Origin of the sequence: Sulfurivermis fontis, assembly GCF_004001245.1 — a bacterium.
Taxonomy (GTDB): domain Bacteria; phylum Pseudomonadota; class Gammaproteobacteria; order Thiohalomonadales; family Thiohalomonadaceae; genus Sulfurivermis; species Sulfurivermis fontis.
Genome location: NZ_AP018724.1, coordinates 2948015 through 2968713 on the forward strand (window position 1 = coordinate 2948015; position 20699 = coordinate 2968713).

Here is a 20699-nt window from a genome sequence, read left to right on the forward strand (position 1 = left end):
GGTCAGGCTCCTTCACGAACAAGGATGCCGCGCGCTTCGAGGGCGGCGATGGCGGCGGACTGCTGCGCGGGCGTCAGCCCTGCAGGCCAGACCAGCGCATGGCGGGCGACGATGGCGTGGCGCGCGACGATGACCGCATCGAGGTCGGCGGCGGTGGCGTCGGCGTCGACGATCAGCACGCCGGCGGGCAGCTCAGTGCCGTCGGTGGCGGCCGGATCGAGCGTCTTCAGCTTGTTGGTGGCGGTCTCGCGGCCGACGACGCTGCCCAGGGCGAGGTTCTGGCCGGCGGCGACCGTGGCCGGGTCGCGCGAGTACAGGTTGGGCGCCTCGTACTTCAGCAGGTCGCCCAGGTTCATCGGTTCAACTAGGGTCGGCATGGTTCACTCCTTTCCGGCAAGCTGCTTGACCGCCTTGATCAGCGGGTTGTGTTCGGGGGAAGCGCGGTGCGCGGCATGCGCATCCGGATGGATCGCCGAGCCGATCTCGGGGCTCTGGGCACGGGCCGCGAGCAGCGCGCGGCGGACATCGGTTTCCGAGAGGCCTGCGGCCAGGAACTCGGCGGTACGCTCCGGGCAGCCGCCGAGCTGGCACAGCTCGGCGATGGCCACGGCCTCGCGCCGGTCCGCCACGGTGGTGGCGGGCGTCTCGGGCGCGGGCGCCGCGGAGGCAGCAGCGGCGACGAGCGTCGTCTCGGGGGCTTCGGGGGTCGGATCGGGGGATTGCATCGGGTCGTTCTCCTGTTTGGCGTAGGCGGAACCGGGACGCGTGCGGGGGGCCGGGTTCCGCGAACGGCCCTGCGGGTTCAAGAAGGTCGCGAAGACGGCGAGCAGCTGGTCGCGGCTCGCCACGGCGTCGGCGAGCCCGCTGGCTATCGCTTCCTCGCCGAAGAAGAGCCCGGCCTCGGTGGCGCGCACGGCGTCGGGGTCCAGCCCGCGCATCGCGGCCACGTGCCCGACGAACAGGCCGTAGAGGCGGTCCACCTCCGCCTGGAGGCGCACCAAAGCCTCGTGGTCGAGCGGCTCGTGGGGCGAAAAGTCGTTCTTGTGCCGGCCGGCGGTGATCGCCGTGTAGCGATAGCCCTGCTGGGCGTCGCGGACCGACTGGTCGACGTGCATGGCGATGACCCCGACCGAGCCCACACCGCCGGTGCGCGTGACGGCGAGATGCGAGGCGGCGCAGGCGATGGCGTAGGCGGCCGAAAAGGCGGAGTCGGCGGCGATCGCCCAGACCGGTTTCACGGCGTCGGCCGCACGAATGCGCTCGGCGAGCTCGAACACGCCGCCCGCCTCGCCGCCGGGGGAGTCCACGTCGAGCAGAATGCCGAACACGGCAGGGTCGGCGAGCGCAGCATCCAGACGGGTGCCGATCTCGCCGTAGCTCATGAGGCCGGAGGCGGCCTCCAGCCCCAGGGTGCGGCGCACCAGCGTGCCGTGGATCGGAATCACGGCGATGCCGGGCGGTGCCGCCACCTCCGGGCTCGCGGGCATCACCGCCGGTACGGCGGCTTCAACGTCGGGCAGACCGATGCGGGGACCGAGCACGGAGAGGATCACGTCCAGCTTCGAACGCGCGATGAGAAGTGGCGTCCCGTAGAGACGGGACGCCAGGTGTACGAGCTGCATGTCAGAGGTCCTGGATGTCTTGCGGCGGCACCGGGTCGGAGGCCGCCGCGGGTGGGTTGCGGTCGTGGCGCGGGTCGGAATCGAAGACGAGGCCGAGCGCATCGGCGCGGGCGTTGTCGGCGGCGATCTCCCGATCCACGTCCTCGGCGTCGTAGCCGAAGGAGGACACCGCCTCCGAGCGGGACAAGAGCCCCGCCCGGATCGCGGTGAGCATGGCGTTGAACTCCTTCTGCGGATCGACCCACTGCCAGCCCTGGGGAATCCACTTGCAGGCGAGCCAGGCGCGGCGCCGCGCGGCATCCCGGGCGAAGCCGGGTAGCTCGAGCCGTCCCTCCAGCACCGCCTGCGCCATCCACGCACGCCACACCGGGCGGCAGAGCTGGTGGACGATGACGCCGTGCTGGATCGCCTCGCAGCGGCGGCGAAACTCCAGCAGCCCCGCGCGGATGGAGGAGTAGTTCACCTGGGTGAGATCTCCCGTGAGCTGCTCGTAGGTCACGCCCATGGCCGCGGCCACGGCGCGAAACTGCTGGCGCATGAACTCGGCGTAGGAGCCGCCCACGTCGGCCGGTTGCGAGAACTTCACGTCCTCGCCCGGTTCGAGGATCTGCAGGGTGCCCGGCTCCAGCCCCGCCAGCGCCACGCCCGAGGCATCGGCCGGCCCTTCGCCCATCAGGGCATCCTCCGGCTGGTCGCGGGTGACGAAGCCGGCGAACATGGCGGCGGTCTTCTTGCGCACCAGTTCCGCGTCGTCGTACTGATCCAGCTCGTTGAGCTTCACCAAGGCCCGCGCGAGCCAGGGCTCGCCGCGGATCTGCCCGGGACGCAAGGGCCGGAACAGATGCACGATCTCGGCGGCGGGCACGCGCACGGTCTCCATGCCGCTGCCACCGGACATGGGCGCGAGCAGTCCGTCCTCCGGGTGCGAGCGGTACAGGTGGTAGGCCACACGCCGCCCGAGCCGGTCGAACTCGATGCCGGCGCGGATCACGTTGCCGTTGTCGGCCAGCCGGTTGAGCGTCACGGGCAGGTGCTCGGGCTCCAGCACCTGGATCTGGAGTGCCACCGCCAGCCCGTCGTCCGGCCGCCGGTAGCGCAGCCGCACCAGTGCCTCGCCGCCTTCGAGCATGGCGCGGCAGGCCAGGGCCTGCAGACCGTAGAAGTCGGTGAGCCCCTGGGCATCGGCCTCCTCGGTCCAGTCGCGCCAGAGCGCCTGGATCGTCTCGCGCAGGCCCGGGTCCTCGATCAGCGACTGCGGCTTGATACCGGTACCGATGGCGTTGGCCACGAAGGCCTCGATGCCGGCGGCCGCCCAGGCGTTGCGGCGCACCAGGTCACGGCTCTTGGCGCGCAGCTCCGTCTGAGTCGTGAGCAGCGCGGCCACCGCGCCGGGGTTGCCCGGCATCCAGGCGAGCGCGCGTCGCCCGGCGCCCACGCCGTCGTAGGTGGGGGTCGCGCCGAAGGCGAGCTTGAGGCGGCTCCAGAAGCCCATCACAAAACCTCCGGGAGAGGTTTTGGACGCGCGCCAGCGCGCCCGTCAGGGGGCAAAACAGGGATGTTTTGCATCACAGCCCCTTGCCCGTGGTCACCCGGATCTGGCGCAGCTTGGGTCGCCCCGCCTCGCGGGCGAGCGCCGCGTCCACCTCGCGCAGGGCCGCGCGCAGCTCATCCACCGAGCGGTACTCCACCGTCTTGTCGCCGAAGGTGACGCGCCGCTCGCCACGCGCCAATGCCCGCTCCAGCGCCTCGCGATCGGCCGCCGTGTAGGCCATGGTCAGACGCCCGCCAATGCGGCCAACTCGAGGACCAGCTCGGTCTGGGCCGTGTTGCCGTTCTTGAAGGCGATGCGCACGAAGCGACCGATGGGCCGGCCCTGGACGGTGAAGTAATCGCTGCCGCCGTTGGGTTCGTACCAGGCGACATTCGCATCCGGATGGATGCCCGCCGCGGGCAACCAACGCACGCCGTCGATCGAGCTCTGGATCTCCATGGCTTCGTTGCGCGAGGCGGCCCCCGCCTTGCGGGCGACGACCAGCGTGTAGGGATGCCCGACGCCGAGGTCGACCGGGTCGGTGGTCACGGAGGCTGCACGTGCCAGCGCGCCGATCGTGAAGACCTCGACTCGGGAGGCGGCCACCGCGCCGACTCCGTCGGCGGCGAGCAGTCGCCCGAACGCGTCGCAGGCGATCGGCCGTCGCTCGTCGAGACCGGTCTCCGGGTTGTGAAAAATGCCTTCGATCACGCTCATGTTCAGCTCATCCAGCGACTCTTGACGACGGACCGGCGCCGGACGCGTCGGCCCGAAACGACGACGCCCCCGGAGTCGGGGGCGTCTTCTGCGGTTACGGTGTGTTCGTCCTGCTCGGGCGGTGCGGCGATGCCCAGTTGTCTTTCCAGCTCGCGCCAGTGGCGCTCCTCGAAGCGATCGAGACCGCTCGCCGCGGCGGCGGCGCGGGCGTACACGTAGCAGTCCAGCGCCTCGTTGCGCTCGCGCAGCTTCTGCCACTCCCGCACCGGAAAGCCGTTGCGGTCACGGCGGGTGATCAGCTGCTCGGCGCAGAGCTGCTGGATGTACTCGGCGTCGACCTTGGGCAAATGGACGAAGCCCGCCGGGTAGATCGGCGTGGTGCCGTCGTCGGCCACATCCGCGCTCTTGCGCAGGTTGTTGTAGAACTCGAGCTTGGCGAGCCCCACCGCCACCGAGTACACCTTGATGCCCCGGCGCAGCTTCTTGCCGCCCTGCGAGACATCGACGGCGGTGGGCGTGCCGATCAGGGCCGCGCCGCGCGGCACCCCCTTGATCGCCATCAGTCGACTGTCCCGGCAGGCGCGCACGAAGGCGTAGGCCTCCTGGGTGGCGAAGCCGGTGTCGAGCGCGAAGCGCGCCAGCGGAACCTGGTTGCCGGATTCGTGCGTCCAGGTCTCGTCGATCAGCTCGGACAGCCGCTTCCACACCGCATCCCGCGCGGTGTCGCCCATCAGCACGCGGTGCTCGACGAGCCAGGACGCCTTGCCGCGCCCGAAGGCCCAGATCGAGGTCTCGATGCGATCCTTCTGCACGTCGGCACCGCCCACCAGCAGCAGGCCGCCCATGGGGACCGTGCCGATGCGGTAGTCCTCCCGCCGCTCGATCAGGCGCTGCCAGTCGGGCGCTTCGCCTTCCTCGACCCAAGTCTCGCCGAGCTCGGTGTTCTTGAAGGTCTTGATCGCGGCGGCCGAGCCGGACTCCTTCCTGACCGCACTCTCCCACGCGCTCGCGATGTCGCGCCACGAACGCCAGCCCACCGGGCTGTAGAGCGACGAGAGATGGAAGCCCGCCGTCTTGACGCCGTTCTCCGGCGCCATCGCGCGCCACTCGCCGTGCTCCAGCATCCAGGTCTTGTGATGCTCGGCGATGGGCGTATCGCAGGACTCGCACACATAGGCCGCCGTCTCCGGCCGGCCCCTCTCCCAACGCAGCTGCTCGAAGCGCAGCCACTGGCGGTGGGAGCAGTGCGGGCACGGCACGAAGTAGCGGCGCTGGTCGGATGCCTCGTACTCGCGCTCGACGGCGCTCGCCCCGGCGATGGTCGGCGTCGAGACGATGAAGATCTTGCGCCGCGCGAAGGTGCGCGTGCGCGCCTCGGCGAGCGAGATCGCATCGCCTTCGCCCTCGACGTCGAGCGGGTAGCCGTCCACTTCGTCGAGGAAGAGATACCGCACCGGCATCGAGCGCAGGCCCACGGCGCTATTCGCGCCGGTCATCACCAGCACGCCGCCGCGGAACTCCTTGGCGAGGATGGTGTTGCCCGAGTCGCGCGAGCGTGCCGGGGCGATCAGCTCGGAGAGCACCGGCGACTCTTCGATCAGCGGGTCGATGCGCTGCTTGGAGTTGCGCTTGGCCATCTCCACGGTGGGCCAGACCGCCATCATCGGCCCAGGCGCGTGGTGGATGACGTAGCCGATCCAGTTCGAGCCGGTTTCCGTGGCGCCCACCTGTGCGCCTTTCATGAACACCACGCGCTCGACCGGCGAGGTCGGCGACAGGCAGTCCATGATCGCCTTGAGATACGGCGTGCGGCTGGTGCGCCAGCGGCCCGGCTCGGCCGAGGACTTGCTGGAGAGCATCCGGTGCCGGTCGGCCCACTCGGAGACGGAGAGCAGCGGATCGGGCGTCAGTCCTTCGCGCCAGGCGCGCTCGATGGCGTCGAAGCCCTCGTAGACGAAGTCGTCCATCACAAATTCGTCGGGAACGAATTTGGACGCGCGCCAGCGCGCCCGGCAGGGTGAAACACAGGGATGTGTTTCATCAATCGACGCGGACCTTCAGTTCACCGAGCTCGGCGAGGTGCTCGCGCACCGCCGCCTCCAACGCGACGTGCAGCGTGTGCGCGTCCATGCCGAGCCTGGCCGCCATCTGCGCCGAGATGCGCGCCGGCCAGTTGAGCCAGGCGTCGCGCTCGGTGCGCGCGAGCTTGAACACGTGGGCGATGGCCTGGTTGCGATCGACCAGCTCGCCCTTGAGGCGGGCGAGGCGCACCTTGTTGGTCTGCGCCTTGACCACCTCGTTGACCGTGCGCGCCTGCAGCAGCGACGTGCCGCCCGCGGGTAGCCCGGCGGCGAGGTTCGGGGCCGGATCGTCCGACACCCGCACCTTCGCGGCTTTGGCGCCCGTTCCCTCCTTGGGCGGCTCGGAGTTCCTTGCCCAGTCGCGGTCGGCCTTGTCCGGATCGATCGTGCCGTCCGCCTCGGGCGTGATGCGCCCGGCGCGGATGGCCTTGTGTACGGCGGTGTCCGACACCCCACGGTGGCGGGCGTAGGCGCGAATCGACAGTCCCATGGTCTCCATCAAGCATTGGCGCCGTCCCGCTCGGATTCCGCTTGGCTTCGCTCGGGAACAGCGCGTTCATGTCATCACCATCAACGACACCCCGAGGAGAAGCACATGACCGAGCAAGCCGAAAAGGACATCGACCGGCAGCTGCAGCAGATCGCGCTGGATCACCTGTTCATCGACACCCTGGAAACCCGCAACAGCGACCGGCTGGACTTCCACGAGGTCAGCGTCTGGGCAGTCAAGAGCGCCTTGATGGCCGCCTACCAGGCGGGCCGGCAGGCCGCGCGGCAGGGCTGAGAAAGCAGCGGAAAGCGCTTGGCTTCTCCAGAGAACAGCGCGTTCATGACCACACCATCAACCACCACGAAGGAGCATCGAATGAGCACCATCCAACTCACCCCCGCCCAGCACGCCATCCTGGCCTACGCCGTCGAGCACACCGGTGGCAAGATCGAGTGGTTCCCCGACAACGTGAAAGGCGGCGCCCGCAAGAAGGTGCTGGACGGCCTCTGCAATCGGGCCCTGATCACCACCATTGGTCCCGACTGGTTTGTCGCCGCCGACGGTTACGAGGCCCTGGGGCGCCCGCGTCCCGCGCCGGCGCCGGTGGAGGCAAACACGGATCTCGAGGCGGAGGTCGCAGCCGCCGAAGCCACCTGGGCACCGCAGCGCGCCGAGACCAAGCCCCGCACCCGCGAGAACAGCAAGCAGGCCCAAGTCATCGCGATGCTCCGGCGCCCGGAGGGCGCGACGGTGCGCCAGATCTGCGAACTCACCGGCTGGCAGGCGCACACGGTGCGCGGCACCTTTGCCAACGCCTTCAAGAAGAAGCTGGGGCTGACCATCACCTCGGACAAGCCCGAGGGCGGCGAGCGCATCTACCGGATCGCGTGATTCGAGCGGAATGGGAAGCCAAGCAGAAAACGCTTGGCTTCCCGCGCCGGCAGCGCGTTCATACGGGTGTCGCAACCATCCACGCCAAGGAGCACAGCATGAAACCCACCCGCGCCATCCTCACCCACAGCAACTACGACGCCGACGACTACGCCTACCTCACCGCCAAGGGCTGGAGCGATGACGAAATCCTGGCCCGCTGGAGCGAAGAGGCTGCGCACGGCAACGGACCCTGCCACTGGGAAAGCGCGTCGGCCCGCGCCAAGCTGGCCGCCGTAACCGGTCGCCAACAGACGACGCGAGATGATTGAGATTGAGCTTGGCTTCCTGATCGAACAGCGCGTTCATACGTGTGTCGCAACGATCAACGAAGGAGACAACGATGACCACAGCCAAAACGATCCCCGCCACCCGCAACGAAGCCTGGGGCTTCTGGGGCACGATGGACGCGCACGCGCAAGCCGCCTGGCCCATCGCGATGAACGCCATCTCCGACGCCACGGGACAGCCCTTCGAAGCGGTGCGGGCCTTCCTCGACAGCCGCCACGGACGCCACTTCGCGGACGAAGTCCTCAACCGCAAGCATGCGGGCCATGCCCTCCACGACGCGATCCGCGCCGCCACCCGGCAGTGGATGGAATGGACCATCGGACGCCGCACCAGTAAGGACTACGGTATCCCGCGCGGGCTTCCTTATCTGACCGGGTTCGTGATTCACTGCGAGATCGTCGAGGAGGAAGTCGCCGCCTGATCGAACGCCAGGCCATCCGATTCGCGGGTGGTCTGCTTGCCCGTCCAGTCCTGCCAGCGCCGCACGATCACGTCCGCATACTTCGGGTCGAGTTCGATCAGGCGCGCCACGCGCCCTGACTTCTCGGCGGCGATCAGGGTGGTGCCGGAACCGCCGAAGGGGTCCAGCACCACGTCGCCGGGACGACTCGAATTGCGGATCGCCCGTTCGACCAACTCCACCGGCTTCATGGTCGGGTGCAGGTCGTTCTTCTGCGGCTTCTTGATCTGCCAGACGTCGCCCTGGTCGCGGTCGCCGCACCAGTGGCGCTCCGCGCCCTCGGGCCAACCGTAGAGGATCGGCTCGTACTGGCGCTGGTAGTCGGCGCGGCCCAGCGTGAAGGTGTTCTTCGCCCAGATGATGAACGTAGACCAGTGGCCGCCGGCAGAGCGGAACGCCGCCTGCAGGGTGTCGAGCTCGCTCGACGACATGGCGACGTAGATCGCGCCGCGGGTGTGGGCAACGAGCAGCGACAGCGCGTCGTAGAGAAAGTCGTGAAAGCCTGCGCCGAGCGCGTCGTTGAGAATGGGACGGTGCTTGCCCCGCAGCTTGTCCTTGGCGCTGTTGGCGTAGTTCACGTTGTACGGCGGATCGGTGAAGACCATGTCCGCCCGCTCGCCGTCCGGGAACAGCTGCGCGTAGGCCTCTGCCGCGGTCGCATCGCCGCAGACCAGACGGTGCGGCCCCAGCCTCCAGACGTCGCCCGGCTTGGACACCGGCTCTTCCGGAATCTCCGGGACGGCGTCGTCCTCGGTCTGGCCTTCGTGCTCTGGCTCCTCACCGGCCAGTAGCTCGGCCAACGCATCGGCATCGAAACCGGTCAAATCGAGGTCGAAGCCTTCGTCCTGCAGTGCCTCAAGTTCGATGCGCAGTAGCACATCGTCCCAGGTCGAGAGCTCCGCGAGCCGGTTATCGGCGAGGACCAGCGCCCGGCGCTGCGTCGGCGTCAGGTGATCGAGCACCACCACCGGCACGGTGGACAGGCCCAGCTTGCGCGCGGCGGCGAGCCGCCCATGGCCCGCGACCAGCACACCGTCGGCGCCGACCAGGCAGGGATTGACGAAGCCGAACTCGGCGATGGAGGCCGCGATCTGGGCGATCTGCTCGTCCGAGTGCTGGCGGGCGTTCCGCGCGTAGGGCAGTAGCTTGTCGATCGGCCAGTGCTCGATGCGCTCGGCGAACCAGTTCACGCGGCCGCCTCCGCCGTCTCGCCCAAGCGCTCGGCCGAGACCTCGGCGAAGGGCTGGCCGGTGGCCGCGAGCACGGGCTCCATGCCCGGGTGGTGCTGCAGCCAGCGGCGCAGCGCGACGTCGACGTACTCGGGCGCGAGCTCGATGGCGCGGACCCTGCGGTCGGTGAGTTGCCCGGCCAGCAGCGTGGTGCCGCCGCCGGAGAACGGCTCGAAGACGATCTCGCCCACGTCGGTGTAGGCCTCGATGAAGAACTTCGGCAGGCCCAGCGGGAATACGGCCGGATGGTCGATACCATCACCGATGCGGCCGCGCTGGCGCGTCACCTCGACGACGGAATCCGGGATGCGGAACTCCTGCGTGGGCTGTCCGGCGTGGTTCCATTCGCCGACCTTGCCATCCTTGGCGCGCATCGCGGTGGATGACCCATCGGCGCGCAGATGCGTCTCGTGACCGGCCCACTTGCAGGGCACGATCTTGTTCGGCTTGCGCGCCTGGCGGTTGAAGTGGAACACGAACTCGTGGCGCGGCGCGAGGCGCCCGGCCCAGTCGCCGGGCACGGTCACCGACTGATCCCAGACGTACCAGCCGAAGCGGCGCCAGCCCTGAGTGCGCATCCATTCGATCCAGCCGTCCCAGTACGGCTGCCACTCGCCGTCGCGATGGACGAGGCCGAGGTTGACCAGGATTTGCGCGTCCTCGTGCAGCGCGCTGCGGGCGGCGCCGAACACGCCCTGCATGAGCGCGTTCCAGTCAGTGATCCCGCCGGTGGTGTAGTCGCGCTGGTTCGCGTAGGGCGGGCTGGTAAAGAGCAGGTGAGCGCGCTCGCCATTGATGAGGCGCGCGACGGCGGCCGCGTCGCTGCTGTCGGCGCAGAGCAGCCGGTGTTCGCCCAGCAGCCACAAGTCGCCGGGCCGCGTGACCGCAACCGTGGGCGGCGTGACGTCGTCCTCGTCCGCGTCGCCTTCCGGCGCACGCTCGTCCTCATCGGCGGACGGTTCCGTCTCCTCGATGTGGTCGAGCAGGCCTTCGATCTCGGAGGCAGAGAAGCCGGTCAGGTCCAGATCGAAGCCGGCGTCGGCCAACTCCGCGAACTCCAGCGCCAACATGGCCTCATCCCAGCCGGCATCGAGCGCGAGCCGGTTGTCGGCGATCACATAGGCGCGCTTCTGCGCCGGGGTGAGGTGCGCGAGCTCGATCACCGGCACCTCGGTCAGCCCCAGCTTGCGTGCGGCCAGCAGTCGGCCATGGCCGGCGATCACACCATGGTCGCCATCGACCAGGATCGGGTTGGTCCAGCCGAACTCGGCGATGCTGGCGGCGATGCGCGCGACCTGCTCGTCGCTGTGCGTGCGCGGATTGCGGGCGTAGGGAATCAGCGTCTCGACCTTGCGGTACTCGACGTTGAGCGTGTTCAGGATCGGAACCTCGAAATGGAAAGCCCGCCGACGGAGAACCGTGGGCGGGCTCGTGATGTGTATCGGGGAGTGCACAAATCCGCCTGGAGCGGATTTGGACAGCCGCAGGCTGGCCGCGAAGCGGCAGGCCCCAGGGATGGGGCCTGCAAACCGCAAACCCTGCAAACCTCGGTTTGCAGTTTGACGCTAGCGAAACGCCGCGCGCGCGCCCCCCGCATGGGATTTTGGTGAGGAAGGACCCATCGCGCTCGGCGGGTCGGATCGCGAAGGCAGAAACATCGAGGCCACGGAGCGACCCGTGGCCTTCGCACATGCTTCTCTCGCGAGGTTAGCGAAATCCTAGCGTAAAAACGGGCGAAGTGTTGCATGCCCGAAAATCGTCTGCGCCCGCACTATTCCTCATTGGCAGGCAGGTGTCGGCATGCGCTGGTGACTTCCAGCAACTTCACTTGCGCTTCTTGCCGGCCAGACCGCGATACTTGGTTTCCAGGCGATCGTACACTTCCTCAGCGGGACGACCCGGGCCGCTCGATCGACCAGCTACGATGGCAGCGCGAAGCGCGTCCGTTCCGTTTGGACGGCACAGCGCATCGAACTCTGCCATTCGCTTGTCGTCGATCAGGCCGATCCTATGCAGATCGCGAGCCGTTTCGTGCATCTCTCGCAGGATGCGGCTGTTTCGCTTCTTCGCCATGATGAGCGGCCCACGTCATGCAGCGACGATCCGGAACTCGGTTGCTTTGGCAATCGGACGTACGTGCCGCTTCTCCCGTCGCATCTCGACAATACCGTAATTGGACATGGTCTTGAGCGTGCGGGAGAGATTGCCCGGCTTGCGGCCGGTGGCCTCGGCCAGGGCGGAGATCGACCCCGGCTTCGTGTCCTTGATGACCTTCAGCAGTGCACGATTCTCGTCACTCAGCACTTCGGCAAGCGACTTCATCGAGGTGAACCAGACTGTGGGTTCCCCCGGCTTCGGTTTGTACTCGCCACGCGCGATGGCCTGTATCCGCGCGCGAATCTTCTCTTGCGGCATGATGCCGACCACGATCGGTTTCATGATCATTTCACCTTGCTGCGGAGCGTGATCCTTCCGATCACCCATCACTCGGACAATCGACCTTTGCGTACCAGCTCGACGACCCGGTTTCGCACCTGCTCCAGCTTCTCGCCCCTGATGTGTCCTGCCACGCATTGGAACAGGCTTTGATGAGCGGTAAACAGTTTTCCGGGACGGATGAAGCTGGTCCGCTGTAGTGAGCCACGAGAGAAGTCCCCATCCGCCAGTTCGATCGCGAAGGGGTCGGCGTAGGGCCGGCTGGTGATCTGCAGGCACAGCCAGTCCTCCCGTCCCGCATGGGCTAGAACGAGTGCCGGACGAAGTTTGGATGTCGACAAATCGGAGAAGGGGAAAGGCACGAGGACCACGTCGCCTATTGCAGGTGCGTCCATGCCTCATCCTCTTCCGGTTTCAGCCAATCCTCCGCGAGGGCCTTTTCAGCCAGCTGAGTGACCTCGTCGATCTCAACCGGTACCTCGTCCAATATGGTTACCAAGGCACGATGCATGCCTTTGATCTTGACGGGCTCGGCCAGACGGACATGCCCCTGTTCGTCGATGATGGCTTCCACAGTCTGTCTCATCACATGTCCTCCGCTTTATCCGGATCGCCCGGCTCACACCCGTTTCGCCGACAGCCGCATTTTATCATCTATTGATACATAACGCCCGGTGGAACTCACCCGTTCAGGCGGTCGGCCACCAGTCCCAGCGCCTTCTGCCACCGCCGCCAAGCCGTGGTGCGGTCGCAGCCGAAGCGCCGGCAGATCTCCCGCCACCCCCGTTCCTCGGCGCGCATCCAGACGAGATGGCGCTGCTCCTCGGTGAGCCACAGCACCCAGCGCATGGTCTCTTCCATGCGGTCGATGGCGGCCGGGTCGGGAGGAAAGCGGTAGACCGGCGGCTCAGCGCCGAGGTTTTCCCAGGGCATGCGTTTGATCGCCGGCCAGGTGTTGAAGTAGCCCTGGACGCGTACCGGCGGCAGACGCCGCGCGGTCTGGGCGGCCTCGCGGAAGCGCTCGGCGACGTCGTCAACGCTCCACATGGCCGTCCTCCTTCCGACCGTAGAGCCGCTCGCCGATGCGCTTCACCAGTTCCCTCTCGGTCCAGTCCAAACGTTCGTCGTCGAGCGACACCACCAGGATGCCCTGGTCCCGCCATCCGTCGCGTTTGATGACATCGACGTCCGGGCGAGTCGGTTGCAGGCGCCCCAGGGGGCAACGATAGTGGTGGCTGGGCGCGCTGCTCGCCCCATCCCTGGGGCTCGCCGCTGCGCGGCCCGCTACGCGGTCCAAATTCGTTCCCGACGAATTTGTCATGCCGGCACCTCCTGCGTCGCGATCGCCCACATCAGCAGTGCCAGCGCGTCGGCCTCGTTGTCGTCCGCGGGCCGGAAACCCAGGGCCTGCATGGCGGCCACCATCTCCTGCTTGGCGGCGTTGCCCTTGCCGGTGGCGTGCTTCTTGATCGCGCCCACCGGCACACCCTGGTACGGGATGCCGTGGTGCTCGCACCAGGCGGTCAGCTGGGCCATGAAGCCGCCGTAGGCGTGTGCGGCATCCACTCCGGCGTGGCGGCGCACCTCCTCGAAGTACACCGCATCCAGCCCGTCCGCCGATTGTTTGACCTCGGTGAGCCAGCGCTTGAAGCGCAGGTAACGCATGCCGCCGCCCTCGAAGCGCTGGGGCTTGAAGGACTCCGAGCCGCTGGTGATGGAGCCGTCACGGCCGAGCAGCGCCCAGCCGGTCCGGGTGCCGAGGTCGAGGCTCAGGATCGCTGCACCGGGTTCTCGGCCCCTATCACCCAAACCGGGCAGACCCCTTCGGGTCGGGGGAGAGGACACGACGTGGTCCTCTCCCCCCGAAGGGGGGAGGGAGTTTTCGCCAACTGGGAAATCCCCGAAAGGTAAGTAAAAACATGGTGTTAGCTCAGTTGGCAAATTGGCAGGCGTTGCCAACTGCCAACTTGCCGACTGATCTGTAATGCATTGATTTTTTTGATTTTCCAGTTGGCAGACGTTTGCCAACTGAATCCAGTTGGCAAAATTCGGGTTCCAGTTGGCAGAATTTTTGCCAACTTGCCTGCGCGTGTTCATGCGTCCTCCTGCGGGTCGATGAAGTCGTCTTGGTAAACCCACACCTCGGGGTTCTCGACCGGCAATGCGGCCCCCGATTGCGGGCATTTGAAGTGGGTAGGTAATACCGGTAGCTCGCGCAGCGGCACTTCGCCGGTGTCGGGATCGGGCTCGCCTAGACCCAAGCGCAGCACCATCGCCTCGACGCACAGGTAGCCGAACTTGGTGCGGGCTGGCGGCAGGCCGTAGTCCTGCGCGTTGCGGAAGTACTTGATATAGCCCTGGGTCGAGAGCGCGGAGAGGCGCTCGCGGATGGTGCGCTCGCCGCCCAGACCGGCCTTGCCTTCGAAGGATTCGGCGAACTGGTTGGCGGTGTAGCAGCGCCCCTGGGCCGCCTCGTCGAACAGGATCTGCAGGATGGCGTCGCGCTTGCGCCGGCGCTCGGCATCGAGGCGCTCGCCATAGTCCCTCATCACCAGCCGCGCGTTGGCATCCACCTCCCGCCACTCGCCGCGGATCTTGTCCACGTGCATCGACGGGATGGCGGCACCGTTGCGCAGCTCGAAGAAGAGCTGGCGCGTGGTTCGCGTTTCGTCCGGTCGAAACAGCAGCATGCCGGTGGTGTAGTAACCCCGCAGGCTGCCGGCCCCGGCCAGCGCCTGGAACGGGTCCTCCTCGAACTGCTTCTTGCCGAGCTTCTTGGTGTGGTGGGCCAGCACGATGCCGGCGTCCGGGTTCACCGCATCGCGCAGGCGCTCGACCCGCTGCGACAGGAAGAACAGCATGGCGGCGTTGTCGTTCTCGCCGCCGGCGTCCCCGCCGTCGAAGACGTTGCGGATGGGGTCGATGGCGATGATGTCCGGCAGCTCGTCGCCGAAGGCCTGCTTGATCGCGGGGATGACCTGGGCGAGGCCGGCGTCGTCCAGGATCAGCCGCAGCTGCGGCGTGGCGACGAAGTTGACGCGCGCTTCACCGATGCGACTGGGCGGTAGGCGGATCTCCTTCACACGCTCGCGCAGGTAGTGGTACTGCACCTCGGCTTGCAGATAGAACACCCGCAGCGGGCGCGGCGGCGTCATGGCGAGGAAGGTGGCGCCCGCCGCCATGTGCGTGAGCCATGCGAGCAGAAAGTCACTCTTGCCGACCTTGGGCGCGCCGCCGAATACCAGCATCCCGCCCGGGGTGAGCACGCGCGGCGCGACGAGGTCCGGCGGCAGCGGCGAGTCATCATCCAGCAATGCGCCCAAGGAGAACGTCGGGAGCACGGGTGGTGCGGCCTTGACCACCCTGCGCTCGCCCTCACGAAGGAAGGCGGCGCAATCGAAGCCCTCGGCCACGGCATCGGCCGCGTCCCATTTGTCGGGTTTGTCGGGCGGCGGCACGAGGATGGCGACCGACGCCGCGCCCGCCATGACGCAGGCGCGCGCGGCATTCTCCGCGTAGTCCCAGCCGGGGGCGTCACGATCCGGCCAGATGAGCACGTGCTTGCCGGTGAGCGGCGTCCAGTCGGTCTTCTCCACCGGGGCCCGCGCGCCGTTCATGGCCGTGGTCGCCGTGATGCCGGCGCCGATCAGGGCGCAGGCGGCCTTCTCGCCCTCGACCAGTATCACCTCGCGCGCATTGGCCACGGCCGGCAGGTTGTAGAGCGGACGCGGGTCGGGGGCGCGCCATAGGCGGGCGCGCACGTCCCACGGGCGGTACTCCTTGCCGGTGGGCGGATCGAAGCGGTAGACGCAGGCGATGAGGCGACCGTCCGCCGTGAGGTAATCCCACTTCGCGGTGTAGGGGCCGAGCTCGTCGACGGGGGTGCTGCGGACATCCGATGGCTTCGCTCGGCCGATGGGCGGTGCGAGCCCGAGCCATCGGCGGATCTCGTCCGCGAGCCGGGGAAAGTCGTGCCGCGCGGAAAGCCCGCGCGAGCGCGCCCAGAGATCGATGACATCCCCACCTTCGTCGGTGGCGAAGTCCTTCCACAGACCGCGCCGCTCGCCCTCGAGCTCGACCACCAGGCTCTTGCCACGGTTGCCGTCGACGTCACCGACGTAGAACCTGTCGCCGCGGAGGCGGCCCTGCGGGAACAGGTAGAGCAGCACGGCCTCCAAGCGGTCGAGCAGGCCCTGGCGCAACGCCTCGGTGTCGGAGGGCGTCTCGCCATGCTGATCCGGTGCATCATTGAAATCGAGCCAGACGATGTTTTCCGCCATCAAGCCGGTCTCCAACAGCGGTCCTGCCACGCGCAGGTCTTGCACTCGTGGTGCGTCGGCGTGGTGGCGAGGCGCGGCAGTAGTTCCTGGCTGTCCGTTGCCGTGATGATCCGAACCGCGCGGTCGGACATACGCTGCGCGAGCCCGCCGTCGAACGGCACGAGTTCGAACCAGAGTTCCTCGCTGTCCTTGTTGATGGCGGTGAACAGCGCGGGATTGCTCGCGATGCCCGGCACGGCACCTTCCATGTACGCCTGGTAGACGGCGATCTGGGCAGCGTAGACCGGCTTGGCCCGGGCCACGCCGCGCTTGACGGTCTCGCGCCAGGACTTGTCGTTCATCGTCTTGCACTCCCACAGCGCGGGATAAGCAAGCTCGATGTCGGCAGGGCCGGCGGCGAGAATCCCGTCGACGTGTCCTTGGATGCGGCCGCCGGCGACGGAAAAACCAAACTGCCCGCCGTCCGCCTTGCGTGTGTAGAGATCGAAGCCGGCGAGGCGCAGCCAGCGGATCGCCAGATCCTCCAGGGCATGGCCGACCTCGAACACCCGCAACACCCGCCCGGGCAGCTCGCGCCCCGGATCGACCGCGGCCTGGGCGTACTCGTACTGCAGGGCGCGCTCGCAGGCCACGCCGAGCCGGGAGGCACCGAGGTAGGTCCGAGATACCTGTGCTGCCCGTTCACGCGCCAGCGCTTCGTCGATGACAGCGTTGACGCGCTCGTGGAACCTGGGGCGGTGGTTGTAATCGAGCATCACCGCCTCCTCAAAACGGCACATCGTCGGGCGTGCGCTCCCGCAGGTTGTCGAAGTAGGCGGTGAGCACCACATCGACCAGTTGCAGGACCTCTTCCCGGGTGTAGCTCGCGAGCGACCGGTCCATGCCGATGGACGCCACGTACTCGCCGAGCGAGGGCAGGACCGCCTCCATCGCGGCCTTCTCGTTATGGGTGGGATCGATCACGACACCGCCTCCCGCCTTCAGTCGTTGCAGATGAATGTCCTGGCAGCGCATGGAGCAGAAGCGCTTGAACAGGCGCTTGCCGTCCGGCGCACGCGAGCCGTTCCTCGGCGACAGCCAGCAGAAGCCGCGTCCCTCTCGTCCGCAGATCGCGCATATCACGCCGCCCTCCGGTGTTCGTCGTTGGCTGCCAGCACGAGGCGATGGATCGACGACTTGTTGAACTGGAACGCGAGCAGCGCCGAGGCCTGGTAGCGGGTGAGCCCGAAGTCGGCGCGCATGGCCTGCGGCAGGTAGCGCAGCTGCTTCTCGGTGGGCGGTTCGTTGAGCCAGCGGCGGGTCTTGTGGGCGGTGTCGAGGGACTCGTTGTCGTTGAGCCAGTCGTCCGCCTTGGCCATGCAGACGCTGCGGTCGCCGACCGCCAGCAGACGGGGCGGAAGACTCCGGCCGCCACCGACCGCGTGCCAGCGCCCGTTGAGGAAGAAGATGCCGCCCCAGGCTTGGAGGCCGGTGGCCATCAAGGCATCGTCGCAGCCGAAGAGATCGCACCAGCGGAAGTTGGAGCGCTTGAGCAGGTCGATCTCCGTCATGACGAAGTCGTCCATGGCTTCCGCCTGCTCGGCCGGATCAATGGTCCACTCGAAGCCGCACAGTGGGCATTCGCGGCAGCCGAGCGGGACCAATGCCTCGCAGGAGGGGCACTCCTTGGTGGGCGCCTGCCCCTGGTGCTGGTGGCCGTCCAGGTTGGCCTCCTGCTCCAGCGAGCCGTGCATGAGGGTCGCGGTGCCGAAGTCGAGGACGATGCAGTCGGTCTTGACCACGCCGGGATGCTCGGTCGGATCGATAGTCCGCAGCCCACGACCGATCATCTGGGTCAGCGTCGACTTGTGCGAGCTCGGGCGCAGCAGCACCACGCAGGAGGTGGGCGTGTAGTCGTAGCCTTCGGTCAGCACCGCCACGTTGACCACGACCTGGGCATCGCCGGTCTCGTACTCGGCCAGGCGGGTTGCGCGCTCGGCATCCGACAACTCGCCGTGAATCAGTACGGCGCGGATGCCTGCGGCGACGAACGCCTCGGCCACGCACTGCGCGTGGGCCACGGTGGAGCAGAACACGATGGTCTTGCGGTCGCCGGCCTTCTCGCGCCAGTGACGGATCACCGCGTCGGTGATCGGCGTCCTGTTGAGGATCGCCTCCACCTCGGTCATGTCGAAGTCGGTGGCGGTGCGGCGCACCTGGGCGAGCGCAGACTGCGCGCCGACATCGATGACGAAGGTGCGCGGTGGCACCAGATGGCCGGAGGCGATGAGCTCGCCCAGCGTGATCTGGTCGGCGACGTTGCTGAACACCTCGCGCAGCCCCTTGCCGTCGCTGCGCGCGGGTGTGGCGGTGGCGCCGAAGATCAGCGCCCTGGGGTTGCGCGACAGCACACGATCGATCACGCGCCGATAGGACTTTGATGCGGCATGGTGCGCCTCGTCGACCACCAGCAGATCCAGCGTGGGCATCGCGTCGAGATGAGCGTCACGCGAGAGCGTCTGTACCATCGCGAAGGTGGCGCGCCCGGCCCAGGACTTCTCCTTGGCATCGAACACCGAGGTCGCGACGCCCGGATTGACCCGGCCGAACTTCTCCCGGTTCTGGGCGGTGAGCTCATCGCGGTGCGCGAGGATGCAGGCCTTCGCGTCGGGCTCCTCCAACACGCCGCCGGCGACCGCCGACAGCATGATGGTCTTGCCGGAGCCGGTCGGGCCGATGGCCAGGGTGTTGCCGTGCAGGTAGAGCGCGGCGAGCGAGCGCTCCACCAGCAGGGCCTGACGGGGACGAAGCATCATGCCCGCAGCCCCCCTTACTGCGCCCAGCTCGGGCGGCCCGTGACCGGAGCGCGACCCGTAGCCTGGGCATAGGCGTTCGGGGTGGTGGTCGACGGCACCGGTGCACGCGCTGCCCCCATCAATGCGGCGTAGTCCTTGTGATCGGGCTGGATCGCCTGCTTGATGACTGCCTTGTCCTGGCCGTTCTGGTCCTTCTCCCAATCGACCTTGCCGAGGAACTCGATGCCGTCGAGGTCGGTGAACCCGGCGATGCGCCGCGCGTTCTGGGCCTGGGGACTGGCATCGCCCGGATGGACGCCGCGCGCGGAGTTGAGGATCGCCTTGACGAAGGCGCGGCCCATGTTCGCCCACTCGGGGCCCTTGGGGCTGTAGAGGCCGATCAGCGACCACATCTTGCGGCGGGCGTACTCGCCCTCCATCACGACGAACTCGCAGTTGAGGTACACCGAGCCGGTGTTGTCGTTGCGGGTGGCGTAGCCGCCGGTCCAGCCCTGGCTCGCATCGTCGAAGCCGCCGGGGCGGATGGTCATGCGCACGCGCACCAGCGTGCCCTTGGGGATCAGGTTGAACGAGGACTGCTCGTTGGCATCGTTGAAATCGAAATAACTCATGGTCGTGGCTCCTTATTGCTGTACGGGTTCACCAAGGCCATCCATGGCCTTGGCCCGGTGGGCGTCGCTACGCGACGTGCAAATCGGCTGTCCTGCCGATTTGTCGGAAGGCGCGGGGCGCGCGAAGTCGAGGCGTTCGAGGGCGGGGCGCGCGGGGCCGGCGATCTTGGCCATCAGCCGGCCAAGATGCGGCTCCTCGATCTGGTCCAGGCGGCCGGAGCGGTCCTTGGCGGGGTAGCCCCAGGGATTGAGCGTGTGGCAGACGAAGGCGCGGTAGGCGGTGCCGTCGTCGGCCTTGAGCTCGGCCAGCGTCACCACCTCGTCGACGATGCCGGGCAGCTCGAGCCCGGTCTTGGAGCCGTCGATCTGCAGCTGGAAGACGCGGCGATTGAAGTCGTCGAGCCGCTCGTCGAGGATGCCGACGAACCAGACGTTCTTGCCCCGGGTGTGCTGCAGGTGGGTGAGCCAGGCGATCATCTCCTGGCCCATCAGGCCGTAGGCCCCGCGCGTGTCCGGCTTGCCGGTCTTCTCGGAGAAGGCCTGCGGCTGGCCCTTGCACCACTGCAAGCACAGACGCCCGGCGACGGTGATCGAGTCGACGAACACGGTGTCGTAGCGATCGAGCACGGTCGGGTCGCCGAAGCGCGCGCAGACGGCATCGAAGTGGGCCTGGCTGAAGGGCTGGTCCTCGCGCAGCGCCGGGTTCGGACCGCCGATGAACACCGCGAAGTCGCGGCACTCCTGCCAGGTGCGCGGGCGGATGGTGTCGCCGGCCCACCCCTCGACGGCGAGGTCGCCCGCCTCGAGGTCGAAGAACAAGGTGGACTCGGGCACCAGGGTCCAGAGCTGCGAGGTCTTGCCGATGCCGCTCTTGCCGACCAGCACGCCCTTGACGCCGCGCTTCTCGGCCAGGCGCTGGTCGGCGGAGATGATGGGAAGGGTCATGAGCGGCCTCCTTTGTCGGCGAAGGCGTCTCCGATCCGGTGCGCGCCGAGTGCGCCGTGTTTGCGGGCGAGGTCGTAGAGCTCCCGCAGAGCGTTCATGCGGCGGCTGATGGGCCGGACCTCGTTTTCGAGGGCGATGACGGCGAAGGCGATCTGGTCCAGGGTGGCGCTTTCGAGCGGCATCTCGATACCATCCACGCGGACCGTGGCCGGCAACTCGTCCAGCAGGTAGGGATGCTTGTTCTTCAGCTTCTCGAGCAAAGTGCGGTTCTTGAACATGGC

At 67.8% G+C, this 20699-nt stretch carries 27 protein-coding genes; 4 read left to right on the forward strand and 23 right to left on the reverse strand.

The window, feature by feature from the left end:
- Positions 1 to 2 precede the first annotated feature (2 nt).
- The 7 genes from EP379_RS14755 to EP379_RS14785 form a co-directional block, all read right to left on the reverse strand.
- Complete coding sequence (locus EP379_RS14755; RefSeq protein WP_102042196.1) at positions 3 to 377, reverse strand: head decoration protein; 375 nt, start codon at positions 375 to 377, stop codon at positions 3 to 5.
- Positions 378 to 380: 3 nt separating this feature from the next.
- Positions 381 to 1622, reverse strand: a complete 1242-nt coding sequence (locus tag EP379_RS14760; RefSeq protein ID WP_102042195.1) for a S49 family peptidase — start codon at positions 1620 to 1622, stop codon at positions 381 to 383.
- A 1-nt stretch (position 1623) separates the two neighbouring features.
- The gene (locus EP379_RS14765; RefSeq protein WP_102042194.1) at positions 1624 to 3114 is read right to left on the reverse strand and encodes a phage portal protein; all 1491 of its coding nucleotides are present in this window, start codon (positions 3112 to 3114) and stop codon (positions 1624 to 1626) included.
- A gap of 73 nt (positions 3115 to 3187) precedes the next feature.
- A complete protein-coding gene (locus EP379_RS14770; RefSeq protein ID WP_017364480.1) occupies positions 3188 to 3394 on the reverse strand; it encodes a phage head-tail joining protein in 207 nt (68 codons plus the stop codon).
- 2 nt (positions 3395 to 3396) lie between these two features.
- A complete protein-coding gene (locus tag EP379_RS14775) occupies positions 3397 to 3870 on the reverse strand; it encodes a hypothetical protein (protein ID WP_102042193.1) in 474 nt (157 codons plus the stop codon).
- A 2-nt stretch (positions 3871 to 3872) separates the two neighbouring features.
- Positions 3873 to 5837 carry a phage terminase large subunit family protein gene (locus tag EP379_RS14780; RefSeq protein ID WP_102042192.1) on the reverse strand — a complete coding sequence of 655 codons (1965 nt, stop codon included), beginning with the start codon at positions 5835 to 5837 and terminating at the stop codon, positions 3873 to 3875.
- A gap of 73 nt (positions 5838 to 5910) precedes the next feature.
- Positions 5911 to 6441, reverse strand: coding sequence for an elements of external origin (locus EP379_RS14785; RefSeq protein WP_102043233.1), 531 nt, complete (start codon positions 6439 to 6441; stop codon positions 5911 to 5913).
- 105 nt (positions 6442 to 6546) lie between these two features.
- Between EP379_RS14785 and EP379_RS14790 the strand changes: the two genes are divergently transcribed.
- The 4 genes from EP379_RS14790 (at position 6547) to EP379_RS14805 (ending at position 8083) form a co-directional block, all read left to right on the forward strand.
- On the forward strand, positions 6547 to 6735 hold the full coding sequence (locus tag EP379_RS14790) for a DUF6900 domain-containing protein (protein WP_017364484.1): 189 nt from the start codon (positions 6547 to 6549) through the stop codon (positions 6733 to 6735).
- A gap of 81 nt (positions 6736 to 6816) precedes the next feature.
- Complete coding sequence (locus EP379_RS14795; protein ID WP_102042191.1) at positions 6817 to 7332, forward strand: DUF3489 domain-containing protein; 516 nt, start codon at positions 6817 to 6819, stop codon at positions 7330 to 7332.
- A gap of 98 nt (positions 7333 to 7430) precedes the next feature.
- Complete coding sequence (locus EP379_RS14800; protein WP_024892309.1) at positions 7431 to 7643, forward strand: hypothetical protein; 213 nt, start codon at positions 7431 to 7433, stop codon at positions 7641 to 7643.
- A 71-nt stretch (positions 7644 to 7714) separates the two neighbouring features.
- Positions 7715 to 8083: a hypothetical protein gene (locus EP379_RS14805; protein WP_102042190.1), complete on the forward strand. Its 369-nt coding sequence runs from the start codon at positions 7715 to 7717 to the stop codon at positions 8081 to 8083.
- Here the strand turns inward: EP379_RS14805 and EP379_RS14810 are convergent.
- The 16 genes from EP379_RS14810 to EP379_RS14885 all read right to left on the reverse strand — a co-directional run bounded on the left by EP379_RS14810 (position 8047) and on the right by EP379_RS14885 (position 20696).
- Positions 8047 to 9312, reverse strand: coding sequence for a site-specific DNA-methyltransferase (locus EP379_RS14810; RefSeq protein WP_127478517.1), 1266 nt, complete (start codon positions 9310 to 9312; stop codon positions 8047 to 8049). The two genes, EP379_RS14805 and EP379_RS14810, sit on opposite strands and share 37 nt — an antisense overlap.
- Positions 9309 to 10730 (reverse strand): site-specific DNA-methyltransferase, encoded by a 1422-nt coding sequence (locus tag EP379_RS14815; protein WP_127478945.1) that lies wholly within the window; start codon positions 10728 to 10730, stop codon positions 9309 to 9311. The genes EP379_RS14810 and EP379_RS14815 overlap by 4 nt, the downstream gene beginning before the upstream one ends.
- Positions 10731 to 11175: 445 nt before the next feature.
- Complete coding sequence (locus EP379_RS16570) at positions 11176 to 11424, reverse strand: hypothetical protein (protein WP_197722812.1); 249 nt, start codon at positions 11422 to 11424, stop codon at positions 11176 to 11178.
- Between the two features lie 15 nt (positions 11425 to 11439).
- The gene (locus tag EP379_RS14825; protein ID WP_127478518.1) at positions 11440 to 11790 is read right to left on the reverse strand and encodes an HVO_A0114 family putative DNA-binding protein; all 351 of its coding nucleotides are present in this window, start codon (positions 11788 to 11790) and stop codon (positions 11440 to 11442) included.
- Positions 11791 to 11834: 44 nt separating this feature from the next.
- A complete protein-coding gene (locus EP379_RS14830; protein ID WP_127478519.1) occupies positions 11835 to 12182 on the reverse strand; it encodes a type II toxin-antitoxin system PemK/MazF family toxin in 348 nt (115 codons plus the stop codon).
- Positions 12164 to 12361, reverse strand: coding sequence for a hypothetical protein (locus EP379_RS14835; RefSeq protein ID WP_232023929.1), 198 nt, complete (start codon positions 12359 to 12361; stop codon positions 12164 to 12166). Before EP379_RS14835 ends, EP379_RS14830 begins: the two co-directional genes overlap by 19 nt.
- A gap of 107 nt (positions 12362 to 12468) precedes the next feature.
- Complete coding sequence (locus EP379_RS14840; protein WP_127478521.1) at positions 12469 to 12834, reverse strand: DUF6362 family protein; 366 nt, start codon at positions 12832 to 12834, stop codon at positions 12469 to 12471.
- Positions 12821 to 13003 carry a hypothetical protein gene (locus tag EP379_RS17070; RefSeq protein ID WP_420824463.1) on the reverse strand — a complete coding sequence of 61 codons (183 nt, stop codon included), beginning with the start codon at positions 13001 to 13003 and terminating at the stop codon, positions 12821 to 12823. Before EP379_RS17070 ends, EP379_RS14840 begins: the two co-directional genes overlap by 14 nt.
- Positions 13004 to 13104: 101 nt before the next feature.
- Positions 13105 to 13596, reverse strand: coding sequence for a crossover junction endodeoxyribonuclease RuvC (locus EP379_RS14850; protein ID WP_127478522.1), 492 nt, complete (start codon positions 13594 to 13596; stop codon positions 13105 to 13107).
- Between the two features lie 284 nt (positions 13597 to 13880).
- On the reverse strand, positions 13881 to 16067 hold the full coding sequence (locus tag EP379_RS14855) for an AAA family ATPase (protein WP_127478523.1): 2187 nt from the start codon (positions 16065 to 16067) through the stop codon (positions 13881 to 13883).
- Positions 16067 to 16822, reverse strand: a complete 756-nt coding sequence (locus EP379_RS14860; protein WP_127478524.1) for a hypothetical protein — start codon at positions 16820 to 16822, stop codon at positions 16067 to 16069. The genes EP379_RS14855 and EP379_RS14860 overlap by 1 nt, the downstream gene beginning before the upstream one ends.
- Before the next feature lie 10 nt (positions 16823 to 16832).
- Entirely contained in the window at positions 16833 to 17189 is a 357-nt protein-coding gene (locus tag EP379_RS14865; protein WP_127478525.1) for a DUF6511 domain-containing protein, read from the reverse strand.
- Positions 17186 to 18862, reverse strand: a complete 1677-nt coding sequence (locus EP379_RS14870; RefSeq protein WP_127478526.1) for a DEAD/DEAH box helicase — start codon at positions 18860 to 18862, stop codon at positions 17186 to 17188. Before EP379_RS14870 ends, EP379_RS14865 begins: the two co-directional genes overlap by 4 nt.
- A 14-nt stretch (positions 18863 to 18876) precedes the next feature.
- On the reverse strand, positions 18877 to 19473 hold the full coding sequence (locus EP379_RS14875) for a hypothetical protein (protein WP_127478527.1): 597 nt from the start codon (positions 19471 to 19473) through the stop codon (positions 18877 to 18879).
- 12 nt (positions 19474 to 19485) lie between these two features.
- Positions 19486 to 20418, reverse strand: coding sequence for an ATP-binding protein (locus EP379_RS14880; protein WP_197722813.1), 933 nt, complete (start codon positions 20416 to 20418; stop codon positions 19486 to 19488).
- Complete coding sequence (locus tag EP379_RS14885) at positions 20415 to 20696, reverse strand: hypothetical protein (protein WP_127478528.1); 282 nt, start codon at positions 20694 to 20696, stop codon at positions 20415 to 20417. Before EP379_RS14885 ends, EP379_RS14880 begins: the two co-directional genes overlap by 4 nt.
- Positions 20697 to 20699: the final 3 nt, after the last annotated feature.

What these genes read in the sequence shown, in the direction of transcription:
- EP379_RS14825 (WP_127478518.1), bottom strand. Translation starts at nt 11,790, where the DNA reads ATGAAACCGATCGTGGTCGGCATCATGCCGCAAGAGAAGATTCGCGCG.
- EP379_RS14775 (WP_102042193.1), bottom strand. Translation starts at nt 3,870, where the DNA reads ATGAGCGTGATCGAAGGCATTTTTCACAACCCGGAGACCGGTCTCGAC.
- EP379_RS14880 (WP_197722813.1), bottom strand. Translation starts at nt 20,418, where the DNA reads ATGACCCTTCCCATCATCTCCGCCGACCAGCGCCTGGCCGAGAAGCGC.
- EP379_RS14885 (WP_127478528.1), bottom strand. Translation starts at nt 20,696, where the DNA reads ATGTTCAAGAACCGCACTTTGCTCGAGAAGCTGAAGAACAAGCATCCC.
- EP379_RS14830 (WP_127478519.1), bottom strand. Translation starts at nt 12,182, where the DNA reads ATGGACGCACCTGCAATAGGCGACGTGGTCCTCGTGCCTTTCCCCTTC.
- EP379_RS14870 (WP_127478526.1), bottom strand. Translation starts at nt 18,862, where the DNA reads ATGATGCTTCGTCCCCGTCAGGCCCTGCTGGTGGAGCGCTCGCTCGCC.
- EP379_RS14840 (WP_127478521.1), bottom strand. Translation starts at nt 12,834, where the DNA reads ATGTGGAGCGTTGACGACGTCGCCGAGCGCTTCCGCGAGGCCGCCCAG.
- EP379_RS14795 (WP_102042191.1), top strand. Translation starts at nt 6,817, where the DNA reads ATGAGCACCATCCAACTCACCCCCGCCCAGCACGCCATCCTGGCCTAC.
- EP379_RS14805 (WP_102042190.1), top strand. Translation starts at nt 7,715, where the DNA reads ATGACCACAGCCAAAACGATCCCCGCCACCCGCAACGAAGCCTGGGGC.
- EP379_RS14855 (WP_127478523.1), bottom strand. Translation starts at nt 16,067, where the DNA reads ATGGCGGAAAACATCGTCTGGCTCGATTTCAATGATGCACCGGATCAG.
- EP379_RS14800 (WP_024892309.1), top strand. Translation starts at nt 7,431, where the DNA reads ATGAAACCCACCCGCGCCATCCTCACCCACAGCAACTACGACGCCGAC.
- EP379_RS14770 (WP_017364480.1), bottom strand. Translation starts at nt 3,394, where the DNA reads ATGGCCTACACGGCGGCCGATCGCGAGGCGCTGGAGCGGGCATTGGCG.
- EP379_RS14875 (WP_127478527.1), bottom strand. Translation starts at nt 19,473, where the DNA reads ATGAGTTATTTCGATTTCAACGATGCCAACGAGCAGTCCTCGTTCAAC.
- EP379_RS14755 (WP_102042196.1), bottom strand. Translation starts at nt 377, where the DNA reads ATGCCGACCCTAGTTGAACCGATGAACCTGGGCGACCTGCTGAAGTAC.
- EP379_RS14760 (WP_102042195.1), bottom strand. Translation starts at nt 1,622, where the DNA reads ATGCAGCTCGTACACCTGGCGTCCCGTCTCTACGGGACGCCACTTCTC.
- EP379_RS14860 (WP_127478524.1), bottom strand. Translation starts at nt 16,822, where the DNA reads ATGCTCGATTACAACCACCGCCCCAGGTTCCACGAGCGCGTCAACGCT.
- EP379_RS16570 (WP_197722812.1), bottom strand. Translation starts at nt 11,424, where the DNA reads ATGGCGAAGAAGCGAAACAGCCGCATCCTGCGAGAGATGCACGAAACG.
- EP379_RS14790 (WP_017364484.1), top strand. Translation starts at nt 6,547, where the DNA reads ATGACCGAGCAAGCCGAAAAGGACATCGACCGGCAGCTGCAGCAGATC.
- EP379_RS14785 (WP_102043233.1), bottom strand. Translation starts at nt 6,441, where the DNA reads ATGGGACTGTCGATTCGCGCCTACGCCCGCCACCGTGGGGTGTCGGAC.
- EP379_RS14765 (WP_102042194.1), bottom strand. Translation starts at nt 3,114, where the DNA reads ATGGGCTTCTGGAGCCGCCTCAAGCTCGCCTTCGGCGCGACCCCCACC.
- EP379_RS14780 (WP_102042192.1), bottom strand. Translation starts at nt 5,837, where the DNA reads ATGGACGACTTCGTCTACGAGGGCTTCGACGCCATCGAGCGCGCCTGG.